Raw genomic sequence first — 14,248 nt, forward strand, 5'->3', positions numbered from 1 at the left:
TAACTTCAGTTAGCCCTTTTGCTGCTTAGTTGGGAAACTGATTTGAGCACGTAACCCACCTTGGCTGCGGTTGCTCACCGACACCGCACCATGATGCTGGCTGACAATCCGTTTCACAATCGCCAACCCCAAGCCCGTCCCTTCACTACCGCGCGCGGTATCCCCACGAGTAAAAGGCTCAAACACTTTATTGACTTGGCTTGGATCGATACCCGGCCCATTGTCTTCCACGCACAGCCACACTAGCTTCTTATCGGCCGTCATGCCGCTACTCACTTTGACCCAACCGTTGCCGTAGCGCAGCGCATTCACGACCAAGTTACTCAGTGAACGCTTAATCGCAATCGGGTTACCAAAGGCGGGCGTGAGATCCGCTTGCAGATCGGTTTCAATCTGCACTTCGTAGCCCCCTTCAGAGCTTGCCACATCGCTGGCAATATCATTCAGATCCACCGCCTCAAACGCTTCACGGTTCACCGGTTTCAAGTAATCCATAAACTGGCTGATGATCTGGTTACACTCTTCGGTATCGCTGATGATGCTCTCAGCAAGATAGCTGTCTTCTGGCGACATCATCTCGGTTGCCAAGCGAATTCGGGTCAAGGGAGTGCGGATATCATGACTGATCCCCGCCATCAGCAGCGCGCGATCTTCTTCCAGAGCTTGAATGCCTTTCGACATTCGATTAAACGCGCGCGTTACCGAGCGGATTTCTAACGTCCCTTGTTCTGGCAGATGTGGGGGCGTTTCCCCCCGCCCGACCAATTTGGCGGCTTTTTCTAGCGCAATCAGTGGCCGGTTTTGCAAACGAATAAACAGCCAGCCACCAATCACAATTAACAGTGCCATGATGATGCTGTTACGAAACAGCGGAGCAAAATCTTCTTCTTGTAGTTCAGAGAGCGGAATACGCAGCAACTGGCCGGGCAGTGAATCGATCTTCATCCACAGGATGTAGCTCTCCTCGCCCAGCGCCATGCGCACTTCGGTGGGCGAGCCCAGCTCGCTGCTCATCTCTTCACTCATCAAATCAAGGCTGATGGCGTGCTGAAAATCCAAAGATTCGGGGCTACTCTCACTGTGAATCGTCACCCCAAGCTGATCCAGTACGCGCCGTTTCAGCAGCGCATCCATTTCCGAACTCACTTCAGGATTACTGGTGTCATCCAGCATTAAGCTGATTTCATGGGCGAGAATTTTGTTGAACTGCTGCAAACTCGGCAGCAAGGCGTAGTTGAATACCGCGTAGTAGGAATAGATTTGACTGGCGATCAGCAGAGAGAAAAACAGCAGGATCGATTGAGTAAATGAGCTGCGAATTCGCATAAGGCACCTAGATATAGCAAGGGCACGCGCGGAGCGAGGACGCCCTTGCTCGGCGTGCCTAAAAGAAGTTAGTTGGCGGCTTTACCATCGGGGACGAAGACGTAACCCAGCCCCCAGACGGTTTGAATATAGCGCGGTTTGCTTGGATCAACTTCGAGCATACGACGCAGACGCGAAATCTGTACGTCAATCGAGCGCTCCATCGCTGAATATTCACGGCCACGCGCCATGTTCATCAGTTTGTCACGCGACAAAGGCTCACGGGCATTGGTCACCAAGGCTTTCAACACGGCAAATTCACCCGATGTGAGTGGCATCGCCTCTTCACCACGGAACATTTCACGGGTACCAAGGTTCAAGCGGAAATCACCAAATTCGATCACCGTCTCTTCAGCGCTCGGCGCTCCCGGCGCTTCAATCACTTGGCGGCGCAGCACCGCTTTAATGCGCGCCAACAGTTCACGCGGGTTAAACGGCTTAGGCAGATAATCATCCGCGCCAACTTCTAGGCCAACAATGCGGTCAATCTCATCACCTTTAGCCGTGAGCATCAAAATCGGGATCATGTTGTTGGAATTGCGCAGACGACGACAGATAGAAAGGCCATCTTCACCCGGCAACATCAAATCAAGCACCATCAAATGGAAGTTTTCGCGCGTCAGCAGACGATCCATCTGCTCGCCGTTAGCCACGCTGCGAACTTGAAACCCCTGCTCTGACAGGTAACGCTCAAGCAGCGCACGCAAACGCGCATCATCATCTACCACTAAAACTTTATGATTTTCCACCATGATCCCACCTAACTGTTGTTCAATTCCCGACTCTTCGGGCAAGTAAAATGTAACATCGTTACTGCTCGCCGCGCGTAAAGAATTGTTAATCTTTATGTCTTTGTAGCGGATGTGCTCACAGCGTGCAATCAGCAACAGTGAAATATCACCGTCAAGTAGTAGAAAAGGAGTAAAACAGTGTCGGAGGGAAGATAACGAACACTGCTCACTCCTCAATTTTTTATTGCGAGGTTAATGCACTCGACTCACTGCACAACCCTGAGCTGGCAATGCTTCGCCAGTCAATACACGGGCGGCAACAAAAGCGCTCTCCGGCCTTGCGGAGTGCGTGCACAAATAATGCTGCACTTGAGGGTATTGCAATAGATCGTAAGGGCTGCGCAACGCAAGCACCACCAGATTGGGGAAATCCTGACTCAACTGCTGCACTCTGGCTTGTGCTTCCATTTGAGCGAAATCCTCTCCCGGTAATGGATGGTTTTCGGTCACCACCACCAAATACCCGTTTTGGCTAAGCTCAAGCTGATCAACGGTAATCGGCTGCCAGTCTGCATTAAACGCATTTAATGCCTGACACAAAGCGCTAAACGCAGGCAGCGCTTGATTAGGGCCTATGCCGCGTGGGTTCATTAAATTGTGATAGCTGGATGAGGGCGTCGCGTTGAGTAGGTAAAGTTTCTTGTCACTTAAATCTAAGCCACCACGCACCCAAGTCACAGCTGCTTGAGAAACTTCGGCCGCCACTTTCTGATTATTAAGAGTGTTCCACTCACCATACAGTGCCATAGGCACCAGTTTTTCCAGTTTGAGACGTACCACTTTTTCCAAGGCTTGATCAATCACCGATTCCGCCAGCACACCTTGCTCAACGGCATCGATCACGCCATGAATCATCGCTAATTGTTTATCAAGATAGGCATCGGAGTGATCGTAATGTTCTTCGGAGAGCATAATCATGGTGATACCGGCCTGCATCGCTTTTACCGCCGCATCCACTGGTGTGTAGTGGTTTACAATCGCGCCCATGTTCATGCTGTCTGAAATGATAACGCCATCAAAGCCCATATCTTGACGCAGCACTTGCTGCAAAATCGTCGCCGATAAGGTTGCGGGCGCCTTTGCATCCAACTGTGGGTAGAGAATATGGCTGGTCATCACTAGATCCACACCCGCATCAATTGCGGCTTGGAATGGCGCTAAATCGTTGAGTTTGAGTTCAGCATAGGATTTATCTACACGTGGAATATCGCGATGAGTATCACCATGCGTATCACCGTGACCCGGAAAATGTTTCGCACAAGCCGCAATCCCACCTTGATGCAAACCACGCACCGCTGCCGCTGAGTGCAGAGAAACTTTCTCTGGCTGATCACCAAACGAGCGAGTATCAATAATCGGCGATGCGGGGTTTAAGTTCACATCACAACAAGGACCGAGAATGCAGTTAAAACCCGCACCACGCATCTCTTCACCAAACACTTGATACATGCGTTCCGTGCCAACTGCTTGATCTGACACCCCTAACGCTAAATTGCCCGGCCCCGTGGTGGATTCGCCCACGAGCACACCCCATGCCCCTTCTTGATCGACACCCAGCAGCAAAGGCAAACGCTGATGTTGATCGAGGATCTGCTGTAGGCCTCGGTTTAGCGCTTGTGCCTGCGCAAAGGTTTCTGCGTTATCTTGGCTTAAATAGCAGCCACCTAGGTTGTATTCAGCAATCATGTGCTGCGCCGCCTGCGCCGACTTACCGGGAAACGCCAAGATAAAAAGTTGGCCGACTTTTTCCTTTAGGCTCCATTTGGCAATCTGCTCAGTAATCTGTTGTTGGCTTACCATTGTGTATTCTCCTTAATTTTTTGCGCTGCTATTTTTTACGCAGCTGACGAATCTGTCCCATGGTGAAGGTTACGGCGACAATGACGATGATGCCGCGCAGGATTAATTGCTGGTCAACGTTAAGCCCCATCAAAATCAATCCGTTATTCACCATTCCCATGATCAGTGCACCAATCACCGAGCCAATCACCGTACCTTTACCGCCAAACAAGCTGGTTCCACCGATAATGACTGCGGCTATCACCAGCATCAGGTCACTCTCACCCAAGGTGTAACGTGCACTATAAAGGCGGCCGGAATAAAGAATGCCCGCTAATGCGGCGAGAAAGCCGTTGAGCATCAGCACATACAGCTTGATGCGATTGACGTTGATCCCTGAATACATGGCCGAGACTTTATTACCGCCCGTTGCCAGCACATGCTTGCCAAAAGTGGTATTACGCAGCACAAAAGCGCCCACTGCCGCAACCAATAACGTCCAGATAAACAACACCGAGAAGGGGCCGATATCACCAGAACCGAAAATGAAAGCGTAAGTGTCGTTATCAATCGGGATGGATTGCAAAGACGTAGACCAACGAGCAATCCCCGTGATGATGCCGGTGGTACCTAACGTGACGAGAAAAGACGGAATGCCAACTTGAGTGACAAAAATGCCGTTGATAAAACCAATCATAGTGCCGACCAGTAACGCGGCCGATACTGCCATTAAAATGCTGTCGGTTTCTTGCAAGGTCAGCGCGGAGACGATTGCCGCCAAGGCCACTGTTGCACCAAAGGAGAGATCAATTTCTGCGGCGCTGAGGACAAAAGTCATCCCCACCGCCATGATTGCGATAGTGGCCGTTTGACGTGCGATGTTCATTAAGTTCACCGAACTCAAAAAGCCTTTATCGTGCAACATCACCGAGAAAAAGATGAAGATGCCGACAAACACAAAGTAGATAATATAGTCGCGCCACTGAATCGGCTTTGCCTTTGGCGCTGGCGTTGGTTTTGGAATGGTTTTTTCGCTCATAGCTGATTTCCTTATTACTGGACGGCCGCCAGCAACTCCTCTTCTGTCATTCGTTGTCCCTGGATTTGCTTCACAATCCGGCCTTTATTCACTACATAAATCACATCGCAAAAACTGCCCACTTCGGCGTATTCACTGGAGACAAAAATCACTCCATTGCCTTGTTGCACATACTGATTCACGATTTTCATAATTTCGTATTTGGCATTGATGTCGATGCCAAAAGTCGGGTCATCAAGCAAGAGCACTTTGGCTTGAGTGGATAAACACTTCCCAATCACCACTTTCTGCTGGTTGCCCCCAGAGAGATAACGTACCGCCTGCGAGGCGCCAGAGGTTTTCACACCTAAACGGCGAATCGCGGTATCCACAATGTCTTGCCCTTGATGTTTATCAATCACCAAGGAGTGGGAGATGCGATCAAAAGAGGCCATCAGTAGGTTATCGAACACAGAAAAATCGAGCACCAATCCTTGAGAGCGTCGCTCTTCCGGCACCATATTAATGCCATTTTCAATCGCATCCCGCGGGGAACGGATCTGTACTGGTTTTCCCTCCACCAGCACTTCGCCCTTCACTAAAGGAGTTAAACCGTAGATAGCTTGCAAAATTTCCGTGCGACCACTGCCGAGCAAGCCCGCCAAGCCCACCACTTGCCCCGGCATCACTTTGAGCGAAATCGCATCTAATTCTTCGGTGGTCACATCACGCAGCTCAAGAAGCGGCGTTTTTTGTCCATCAATCGCCGGGCGCTGCCACTCAATTTGGGTATCACTTTTGTTGCCCAACATGGCTTCCACCAAAGCATCGACGGATGTTTTTGATGTAGGCGTTTCCAATACGCTATAGCCATCACGCAACACAGTCACTGCATCGCAAATCCGCAGAATATCCGCCAAATAGTGCGTGATGTAGATGATGCTGATCCCACTCGCTTTGAGTTTTTCGATCACTCGAAACAACTCATTAATTTCGTTGTTAGACAATGAAGCGGTAGGTTCATCGAGCACGAGAATTTTGGCATCCAACGCGAGTGCCTTGGCAATTTCCACCAATTGCTGCTCACCCAAACTCAGTGTTTCCACTCGTTGGCTCGGGTCTATTTCAACCCCCAACAGCTCTAACAGCGGTTTGGATTGGCGCTCACGAGCACGATTAGAAATCAGGCTGCGGCGAGCGGTTGGATGATTCAGAAAAATGTTGTCGGCGATGCTCAACGTCGGGACAAGGCTGAGATCCTGATAGACCATCGCAATCCCCGCCGCCTGCGCCGCTTTGGGCGATGAAAAGGTTACCGCTTGTCCAAAGAGACGAATTTCACCACCATCACGAGCATGGAAACCATTAATCAGCTTCACTAAGGTGGATTTCCCAGCTCCGTTTTGCCCCACCAGCGCATGGACTTCCCCCTGTTTTAAGGTGAAATCGACACCTTTCAAAACCGGAGTACCATCAAACCCTTTTTTGACGCCGCGGGCTTCAATTGCATTGCTCACATCGACTCTCCCTGTCTTGAGTCAAACTCGGTCTGCCAGCCATCTGGCAGACCGCTTGTACACTTACTGCTTCAACGCTTTTTGCACCGCTTCTGGAGCAGGACGACGCAAAGCCTGCTGCCAAGCATCCAACAAGTTGTCACGCGTTACCGCACTGGCTCCCACGGTCACAAACGGTGGTGTGGGTTGTTCGAGTTTTGCTAATGCACCCATTCGCGCCAACGTTTGGCCTAAGTCATAAGGCAAGTCAGTCACAATGCCCGCCACATTACGTTGCTTAGCCATGTCCAGCGCATTCGCTGCGCCTAAATCCATGGTGATCACTTTGATGTCTTTACGACCTGCTGCGCGAGTCGCCGCGACCACACCTTCAGCAATGCTGTCCCAAGGGGCATAAATAGCTTTAATGTCAGGATATTGAGTAATCATGGCCGAGGCGATGACTTCGCCGTCGTTGGCGTTAGCAATGCCGCGTTTTGCGACCACTTCGATGTTCGGGTAGCTCTGTTGCAAATTAGCCAATGCCGCTTCATCACGTTGATTGGTCACGTAGTAGTTAGCTTCGTGGTAGATAAAACCGACTTTGCCTTTTTCATCCACTGCATCCGCGATGAGATCCGCCGCGATTTTGCCCATCTGCGATAAATCGTCGGTCACGATACCGGCGTAATCTTTGCCATGCTCAAAACCACTTGGCAGGTTACTGATCAACACTAACTTACTGCCCTGTTCCACCGCCGGACGAAATGCCGCAGCACCGGATACCGGATCCACCACTAAGGAGATCAAAATATCGGGCTTCATGGCCATCGTGGTCTCTACATCGGTTTTTTGTTTGTTGGCATTAAATTCCGCATCGGTCACCGCCACGACTTTAATATTGAGATCGGAGAATTTGTCCTTAGCACCTTCAATCTGAGCGTTCGACCAATCCGACGTGCTGTGCATCAAAATCGCAGCGGTATAACCTGCCGCGCGCACTTGCTGCTCTTGTTCAGTCGATAACACCACATCGGTATACGGCGTTGCCGCCTCACCCATCGGGCCTTTGGTTTCTGTCACAGCCATCGCATTGCTGCTTAACGCCATTAACAGACTGATACTTGCGACTCGACAGGTATTAACGATTCCTTGTTTGTTCATCTCTCTTCACCTTATTTAGGTATTAGGTGAGTATTAATATAGGTATTTTGTAGGTATTTAGTGCGATCAAGATCGCGACATGCAACGATCACAAAGTGATAACAATCACAACCCTGAGTAATAATTGAGCATTTTGTTGTTTGAGCGCGAAGCATCAGCATGATGAATGGAATCACACCCCGAACACTCAGAGTGAAAATCACAAAGCGCAAAAAGAAAGATGCTGACTAGGTAAAAGATAGGTATTATTTGCCAAGCCCCCTCACCACAGAGACTATTTCGGTTTATGAGCTCCCTTGAAGTACAACGCATGAGTCTGACCAGCAGTATGTATCATCAACTGTTGGCGCAGCATGACATCTATTTTGTCGCGTTTGATGCCAAGGAGCAGATTGTTGCCAGCAACTACCCTGTCGCAACCTTAACCTTGGAAAGTCTGGATGATTTGGTGTTCTTGGTTGGCCCCATGTACAGCGCACAAATTCGTGCTTTTTTGCGCCATGAGCGTGAAACACTGGAGTTTGATGTGGCCAATTTGCACTTCAGCATGTGCAAACTGAGTGATGCAGGACACGCTTTAATCTACTGCCTACAGATTGAGGCCAAAGAGAAACAGCCTCTTGAACCTAAGCTCTCGGCGATCGAACAGGATTATCAGATCATCCATGAGCTTTCCGAATCACTCAATCTGCTCAGTCATGCCGGAGAAACTCAACTTCCAGAGCATGTGCAGCAGGAAATTCGCGATAAACATTTGCCGGAAGTCGAAAAGCGCTGGCAACAATTGCAGGATCCCAGCCTCAAGCTGTGCTTGGAAATCGTCAAATCCAATATGGAAAACTTGCTAGATGACCACAGCGGCATGAACAGTCGCCTGCTGGAAGTTTTGACCCCATCCGAGCTGCAAGTGGCTGAATTTATTCGCAGTGGCATGTCGAGCCAAGAGATCGCCAGCACGCTCAATGTGGCGCGGAAAACGGTCGAAAATCATCGCAATAGCCTGCGTAACAAACTCGGCATTACCAACCGCGGAGTGAACTTACGTAACTACCTACTGAGTCTGGAAAAGCGTTAATCGCGCCTTTAACCTCTCAGCACACAAAAGAAAAAGGGGAATCACTCCCCTTTCTCGTACTCAATCGAATTAATAAACCACTCTTTCATGCCCGTTGGAGTGTGCACCTGAAACTCTTCATCCACTTGCTTTTTGAGTAGTGCGCGCGCCATCGGTGAATCAATCGAGATGTAATCTTTGGCATCGCCATAAATCTCTTCGGGGCCGACAATGCGAAACTTCTTCACTTCTCCGGCTTCGTTTTCAATTTCCACCCAAGCACCGAAAAACACTTTGCCTTCTTGCTGCGGTGAATAATCAACGATTTTCAGCTCTGGCAGCAACTTACTCAGGAAGCGTACACGACGGTCAATCTGGCGCAGCAGGCGTTTGTTATAAGTGTAATCGGCGTTCTCTGAGCGATCGCCAAGGCTCGCCGCCCAAGAGACTTTTTGGGTGATCTCGGGACGTTGTTCTTTCCATAAATAGTCGAGTTCTTGCTTGAGCTTGTTGTAGCCAGCTCGGGTAATCAGCTTAGTTTTCACACGGGATTCTCAACAAAATAGGGTTGCGCGAAAAGTACCGATTTTTCGCACGCTTTGCCAGTCAGGGCAAAAGATTTGACTGAAAGCTCTCAAAAGCCAGCGGTAGACATGGTATTAATAGCCGCCTGCTGCGCGCAGAGCGTGATCCATAGCTCAAACTCCTCGTCCATTCGAGCGTTGAGCTGGAGTCAGGCGTAACTGCCCCCATATAAACCGAAAATGTCAAAAAGAGACCACCACGGATGAGCAAAGCTATCTGTCACCAGATTGCTCAAGAACTGAATGTTCGCCCTGAGCAAGTTATCGCTGCCGTCACCCTGATCGACGATGGCAATACCGTTCCTTTTATCGCCCGTTACCGTAAAGAGGTAACCGGAGGATTGGATGATACCCAACTGCGCAACTTAGATAGCCGTCTTGCCTATCTGCGTGAGATGGATGACCGTCGTCAAACCATCCTCAAATCGATTCAAGAACAAGGCAAACTCACCCCTGAGCTGGAGCAGGCGATTTTAAGTGCCGACAGCAAAAACCGCCTTGAAGATCTCTATCTGCCTTACAAGCCGAAACGCCGCACCAAAGGCCAAATCGCGATTGAAGCGGGTCTTGAGCCGCTGGCCGATACGCTGTGGACACAGCCTAACACTGACCCTGAAAGCGAAGCAGCAAAATACATTAATGCCGAGAAAGGCGTCGCCGACAGCAAAGCCGCACTGGATGGTGCACGCGCTATCGTGATGGAACGCATTGCAGAAGATGCCAATCTACTGGAGAAAATCCGCCAACATCTCAATCGCAACGCGGAAATTGTGTCGCGCGTGGTCGAAGGCAAAGAGCAAGCGGGCGAGAAATTTAAAGATTACTTTGATCACCGCGAGCCGATCAGCAAAGCGCCTTCACATCGCGCGTTGGCGATGCTGCGTGGCCGTAACGAAGGCTTCTTAACCCTAACGCTGAATGCCGATCCTGAATTGGAAGAAAGTGCGCGCCAATCCTACTGCGAAACATTGATTGCAGAACATTACGGCATTCATTTGAGTCAAGCGACGGCCGATGCGTGGCGCAAGCAGGTGATCAGCTGGGCATGGAAGATCAAAATCTCCATGCACATGGAAACCGAACTGATGAGCGCGATGAAAGAGCGCGCGGAAATCGAAGCGATTGAAGTCTTCGCCACCAACTTAAAAGATCTGCTGATGGCGGCCCCGGCGGGCCCTCGCGCGACATTGGGCCTCGATCCGGGTCTGCGCACCGGCTGTAAAGTCGCGGTGGTTGACGCAACAGGTAAGGTGCTGGCAACCGACACGATTTACCCACATGCACCACAGCATCAGTACGATCGCGCCATGCAGTCCATCGCTCTGCTAGTGAAAAAGTTCAACGTGGATCTGATTGCGATTGGTAACGGTACTGCGTCGCGTGAAACTGACGCTTTTGCGGCGGATTTAATCAAGCGCGGCAACCTCAAAGTACAAAAGATCATGGTCAGCGAAGCGGGAGCATCGGTGTATTCTGCTTCTGAACTGGCGGCAAAAGAGTTTCCGAATCTCGATGTGTCATTGCGCGGCGCAGTCTCTATCGCGCGTCGTCTGCAAGACCCACTAGCAGAGCTGGTGAAGATCGACCCGAAATCGATCGGGGTTGGCCAGTATCAACACGATGTAAGCCAAACCCTGCTCGCGAAACGTCTGGATGCGATTGTTGAGGACTGTGTAAACGCCGTCGGTGTGGATGTGAATACTGCCTCGGCAGCGCTTCTGACTCGTGTTGCGGGACTTTCTGCGGCATTGGCGCAAAACGTGGTCGATTATCGTGATGAAAACGGTCGTTTTGAGTCACGTAGCGCATTGAAAAAAGTACCGCGTTTGGGGCCTAAAGCATTTGAACAGTGTGCTGGCTTCCTGCGTATTATGGACGGCAAAAACCCACTCGACGCCTCAGCAGTGCACCCGGAAGCATATCCGGTGGTAAAAACCATCGCCGAGAAGAACAGCAAAGATCTGAAAGCGCTGATTGGCAATACCGAGTTCCTGCGCACTCTGCGCGCGGTCGATTACACCGATGAAAACTTTGGTGTACCCACCGTTACCGACATCATCAAAGAACTGGATAAACCGGGGCGTGACCCGCGTCCGGAATTCAAAACCGCAACCTTTGCTGAAGGCATCCATGAAGTATCGGATCTAGAAGTGGGCATGGTTTTGGAAGGCGTGGTCTCTAACGTAGCCAACTTTGGCGCGTTCGTGGATATCGGCGTCCATCAAGATGGCTTAGTGCACATTTCTGCGCTGACCGATCGCTTTATCTCGGATCCGCGTGAAGTGGTTAAAGCCGGTGACATAGTCAAAGTCAAAGTGATGGAAGTGGATGTACAGCGTAAGCGTATCGCCCTTTCGATGCGCTTAAACGATGAGCCGGGACAAGATAACCGCAGCCAGCGCAGCTCTGCGCCACGCGCAGGGCAAGAGCGTCGAGCTCCGCGCCGTGATGAGCCACAAGGCAATGCATTAGGCGGAGCCATGGGCGGTGCGTTTGCCGCCGCTTTCGCTAAAGCGAAGAAATAGCCAGCGATAAACACATATCATCATGACGTAACCGTTAGGCTGCATAAAAAAATCCCCACAGAAGTGGGGATTTTTATTGCGCGAGATAACTCACCTACAAAACCGCAATCACGTCTGAAGGTGTGTTGGGTGCCACTGCGTGACCATAATGGTATTTGATCACGACACGCCGGCGCGCCATTCTGCCTTCTGTTATCGCCGCATCAATAATGTGCTTGGGTAAGCGAAAACGCATCGCATAACCTTTGCCTTGCTCTTGGCTGTACGAAGCGAGCGCGAGCAGATCAAACAATCGCTCTAGCTCACTTTTGGGTTCATCGTGGTGGGAGGTATGCGCCTCCGTTTCGCCGCCGACTTCGTAACGTGGGTGCTCAGCAGGATCCCACGATGGTTGCTTGCGACGCTTATCATCCTCTTTGATCTTACGTTCAGCGTTCGATTTGGCCAGTTGTACGGTTGGCGTCACTGGCTCGCGAACGCGATTGTCGCGTGCGGCCTGCTCCGTTTGCACGTTCACTGATGGGGCGATCAGCGGCACACTGACATTGGTCGGTGACACTAGCATAGCCGAAACCTCCTCAGCTTCGCCCACCCTCGGCTTTCACTCCGGGTTAGTCTATTTATCGACCAGTCGAGAAAATGATTAAGTCAAATTTTGGTCAGCGCGACAAAATTCACACTATACCCAAACTACTTGGAGTTGCAGGTAGGCGGCAAGTGAGTGACAAATTTGTCTGGAACAAATTTGCACAGCCATCGGCTGGCCTTTGGTGAGAGCCAGGGATGGCTCTCATAATCCCCATGAACATAGACAAGCTATGTGATTGGGGTGAATGAACGTAGCCAACACCGCTGCAGCTTCAAGTAGGAAGGGGATATGCCTCTAACGAGTCGCAAACTCGACAAGTTGCTGACAAAACGCCTCCGCCTCAGTCATAAACGGCGCATGAGAAGATTGGTCGAACATGAACGCTTCACTGTAAGGCGCTAAATGGTTCAAATCACGGGCAACTTTCGCGGGGACTAACCCATCCAACCGACCATATAGCCGCAGCATAGGCACGTTGATGTGTTGTAGCTCGTCACGCAAATCTACTTCGGCGAGCATAGTCAGCCCCGCCAACAGGGATTGCGGATTGGGCATAGGGCGCGACAACACGGCCTGTTTAAGCGCTTTCACATCTTGGCGTGCACTTGGGCTACCCATGGCTTGCAGCGCCATAAAACGCTCAATGGTCAGCTGAAAATCGGCCACCAGCTGATCGGTAAACGCCGTCAGCACATCCGGTTGAATACCACGCCAGTTTCCCTGCGCCGCAAATTTGGGCGAGGAAGCGACCGTCACCAATTTGCTGACGTAGTCTGGGTGGTGGAGCGCCATGTGCGTGGCGACTAAGCCACCCAGTGACCAGCCGACCCAAATTGCGTTGCGCGGTGCATGCTCTAACAAGGCTTGAGCGACATCCTCCAAGCTTGCAGCATGTTGCTCGGCACTATGACCATAACCGGGTAAGTCCACCACATGCACTCGAAAATGGTCACTCAAGGCTTGTGCGGTTTGCTGCCACACCGCACCATTCATGCCCCAGCCGTGTACCAATACCAGATCTTGCCCTTGTCCACTGACTTGCCAATACAACGCCATGGTCACAGTTTCTCCGTCTATTTCCATCTTCATCCACTCTGCCAATTGGCAAGATGAAGCAAATTACCCTGATTCTTGGCTCGCTATGTTAACCAATTGGCTCAGAAAAACCACCGCACCACTGCTCATTCCTGAGTGCCATCTTTGTCGACTCGCGCTCGATAAAAATTCGCCGTTTGGCGTCTGCACCGCCTGCCAAGCTTGGCTTGAACACGGTTATCGCTGCGCTTGCTGCGGTTTACCGACTCTTACCCCAGTCGAGCAGTGCGGACAGTGTCTGCGTCAGCCTCCGCCGTGGCGAAAACTGATGTGTGTCGGTGATTACCGCTTTCCACTCAGTGATGCGGTGCATCAACTCAAATATCAGCGCCAGTTTTGGCAAGCGCCACGCTTGGCTAATCTGCTCGCAACAAAAATTAGCGAGCCCGCCCCTTTGTTGTGCAGTGTTCCGCTACATTGGCGGCGACGTTGGCTACGCGGCTTTAATCAAAGTGATCTGCTGGCGCGCGAGTTAGCACGCTCACTCAATACTCACTATGACCCTTTGTTGTTTGCACGCCGCCGAGCCACACCCCACCAACAAGGGCTCAGCAAAGCGCAGCGAATAAAAAATTTGCGTGATGCATTTACACTAAATCATCCACCAAACCAACAACATGTAGCGATTGTGGATGATGTTGTCACTACGGGTAGCACCATCCGACATTTATGTGATTTACTGCTTGATGTCGGCGTACAAAGCATCGATATTTACTGCATCTGCCGCACTCCCGAGCCGAAAGACAACCAAGGTTGACGTTTTTTAACGCAAAAAGCACTGGATCATC

12 protein-coding genes are annotated in these 14,248 nt (G+C 50.9%); 3 read left to right on the top strand and 9 right to left on the bottom strand.

Annotation, left to right across the window (positions count from 1 at the left end; all coding sequences use genetic code 11):
• Positions 1–9: 9 nt before the first annotated feature.
• The 6 genes from envZ to VOA_RS14525 form a co-directional block, all read right to left on the bottom strand.
• The gene (gene envZ, locus VOA_RS14550) at positions 10–1,326 is read right to left on the bottom strand and encodes a two-component system sensor histidine kinase EnvZ (protein WP_001222675.1); all 1,317 of its coding nucleotides are present in this window, start codon (positions 1,324–1,326) and stop codon (positions 10–12) included.
• A gap of 68 nt (positions 1,327–1,394) precedes the next feature.
• A complete protein-coding gene (gene ompR, locus VOA_RS14545; protein WP_000230024.1) occupies positions 1,395–2,117 on the bottom strand; it encodes an osmolarity response regulator transcription factor OmpR in 723 nt (240 codons plus the stop codon).
• Between the two features lie 231 nt (positions 2,118–2,348).
• Entirely contained in the window at positions 2,349–3,956 is a 1,608-nt protein-coding gene (locus tag VOA_RS14540; protein WP_000254599.1) for a glycoside hydrolase family 3 N-terminal domain-containing protein, read from the bottom strand.
• 28 nt (positions 3,957–3,984) lie between these two features.
• Positions 3,985–4,974, bottom strand: coding sequence for an ABC transporter permease (locus VOA_RS14535; protein WP_001291820.1), 990 nt, complete (start codon positions 4,972–4,974; stop codon positions 3,985–3,987).
• A gap of 14 nt (positions 4,975–4,988) precedes the next feature.
• Positions 4,989–6,470 carry a sugar ABC transporter ATP-binding protein gene (locus tag VOA_RS14530; protein ID WP_000063405.1) on the bottom strand — a complete coding sequence of 494 codons (1,482 nt, stop codon included), beginning with the start codon at positions 6,468–6,470 and terminating at the stop codon, positions 4,989–4,991.
• 63 nt (positions 6,471–6,533) lie between these two features.
• Positions 6,534–7,613, bottom strand: a complete 1,080-nt coding sequence (locus VOA_RS14525; RefSeq protein ID WP_001041216.1) for a substrate-binding domain-containing protein — start codon at positions 7,611–7,613, stop codon at positions 6,534–6,536.
• Between the two features lie 286 nt (positions 7,614–7,899).
• Here VOA_RS14525 and VOA_RS14520 point away from each other — a divergent pair, with 286 nt between their 5' ends.
• Positions 7,900–8,688, top strand: coding sequence for a helix-turn-helix domain-containing protein (locus tag VOA_RS14520; protein ID WP_000096333.1), 789 nt, complete (start codon positions 7,900–7,902; stop codon positions 8,686–8,688).
• Between the two features lie 41 nt (positions 8,689–8,729).
• On the opposite strand, the gene greB is transcribed toward VOA_RS14520, so the two are convergent.
• The gene (gene greB, locus VOA_RS14515) at positions 8,730–9,212 is read right to left on the bottom strand and encodes a transcription elongation factor GreB (RefSeq protein ID WP_000850497.1); all 483 of its coding nucleotides are present in this window, start codon (positions 9,210–9,212) and stop codon (positions 8,730–8,732) included.
• Between the two features lie 242 nt (positions 9,213–9,454).
• Between greB and VOA_RS14510 the strand changes: the two genes are divergently transcribed.
• A complete protein-coding gene (locus VOA_RS14510) occupies positions 9,455–11,776 on the top strand; it encodes a Tex family protein (protein WP_000030095.1) in 2,322 nt (773 codons plus the stop codon).
• Between the two features lie 94 nt (positions 11,777–11,870).
• Here VOA_RS14510 and VOA_RS14505 read toward each other — a convergent pair whose 3' ends face one another.
• Positions 11,871–12,341 carry a hypothetical protein gene (locus tag VOA_RS14505; protein WP_000961395.1) on the bottom strand — a complete coding sequence of 157 codons (471 nt, stop codon included), beginning with the start codon at positions 12,339–12,341 and terminating at the stop codon, positions 11,871–11,873.
• 318 nt (positions 12,342–12,659) lie between these two features.
• Positions 12,660–13,421, bottom strand: a complete 762-nt coding sequence (bioH, locus tag VOA_RS14500; RefSeq protein WP_001240444.1) for a pimeloyl-ACP methyl ester esterase BioH — start codon at positions 13,419–13,421, stop codon at positions 12,660–12,662.
• Here bioH and VOA_RS20370 point away from each other — a divergent pair.
• Positions 13,357–14,217: a phosphoribosyltransferase family protein gene (locus VOA_RS20370; protein WP_083806344.1), complete on the top strand. Its 861-nt coding sequence runs from the start codon at positions 13,357–13,359 to the stop codon at positions 14,215–14,217. The genes bioH and VOA_RS20370 overlap by 65 nt on opposite strands.
• Positions 14,218–14,248: the final 31 nt, after the last annotated feature.

Source organism: Vibrio sp. RC586 (assembly GCF_000176715.1).
Taxonomy (GTDB): domain Bacteria; phylum Pseudomonadota; class Gammaproteobacteria; order Enterobacterales; family Vibrionaceae; genus Vibrio.

Bases quoted from the DNA above. Each gene is read 5' to 3' on its own strand.
- VOA_RS14520 (WP_000096333.1), top strand. From the start codon at position 7,900: ATGAGCTCCCTTGAAGTACAACGCATGAGTCTGACCAGCAGTATGTAT.
- VOA_RS14540 (WP_000254599.1), bottom strand. From the start codon at position 3,956: ATGGTAAGCCAACAACAGATTACTGAGCAGATTGCCAAATGGAGCCTA.
- VOA_RS14535 (WP_001291820.1), bottom strand. From the start codon at position 4,974: ATGAGCGAAAAAACCATTCCAAAACCAACGCCAGCGCCAAAGGCAAAG.
- VOA_RS14505 (WP_000961395.1), bottom strand. From the start codon at position 12,341: ATGCTAGTGTCACCGACCAATGTCAGTGTGCCGCTGATCGCCCCATCA.
- VOA_RS20370 (WP_083806344.1), top strand. From the start codon at position 13,357: ATGCCCCAGCCGTGTACCAATACCAGATCTTGCCCTTGTCCACTGACT.
- ompR (WP_000230024.1), bottom strand. From the start codon at position 2,117: ATGGTGGAAAATCATAAAGTTTTAGTGGTAGATGATGATGCGCGTTTG.
- bioH (WP_001240444.1), bottom strand. From the start codon at position 13,421: ATGGCGTTGTATTGGCAAGTCAGTGGACAAGGGCAAGATCTGGTATTG.
- VOA_RS14510 (WP_000030095.1), top strand. From the start codon at position 9,455: ATGAGCAAAGCTATCTGTCACCAGATTGCTCAAGAACTGAATGTTCGC.
- VOA_RS14525 (WP_001041216.1), bottom strand. From the start codon at position 7,613: ATGAACAAACAAGGAATCGTTAATACCTGTCGAGTCGCAAGTATCAGT.
- envZ (WP_001222675.1), bottom strand. From the start codon at position 1,326: ATGCGAATTCGCAGCTCATTTACTCAATCGATCCTGCTGTTTTTCTCT.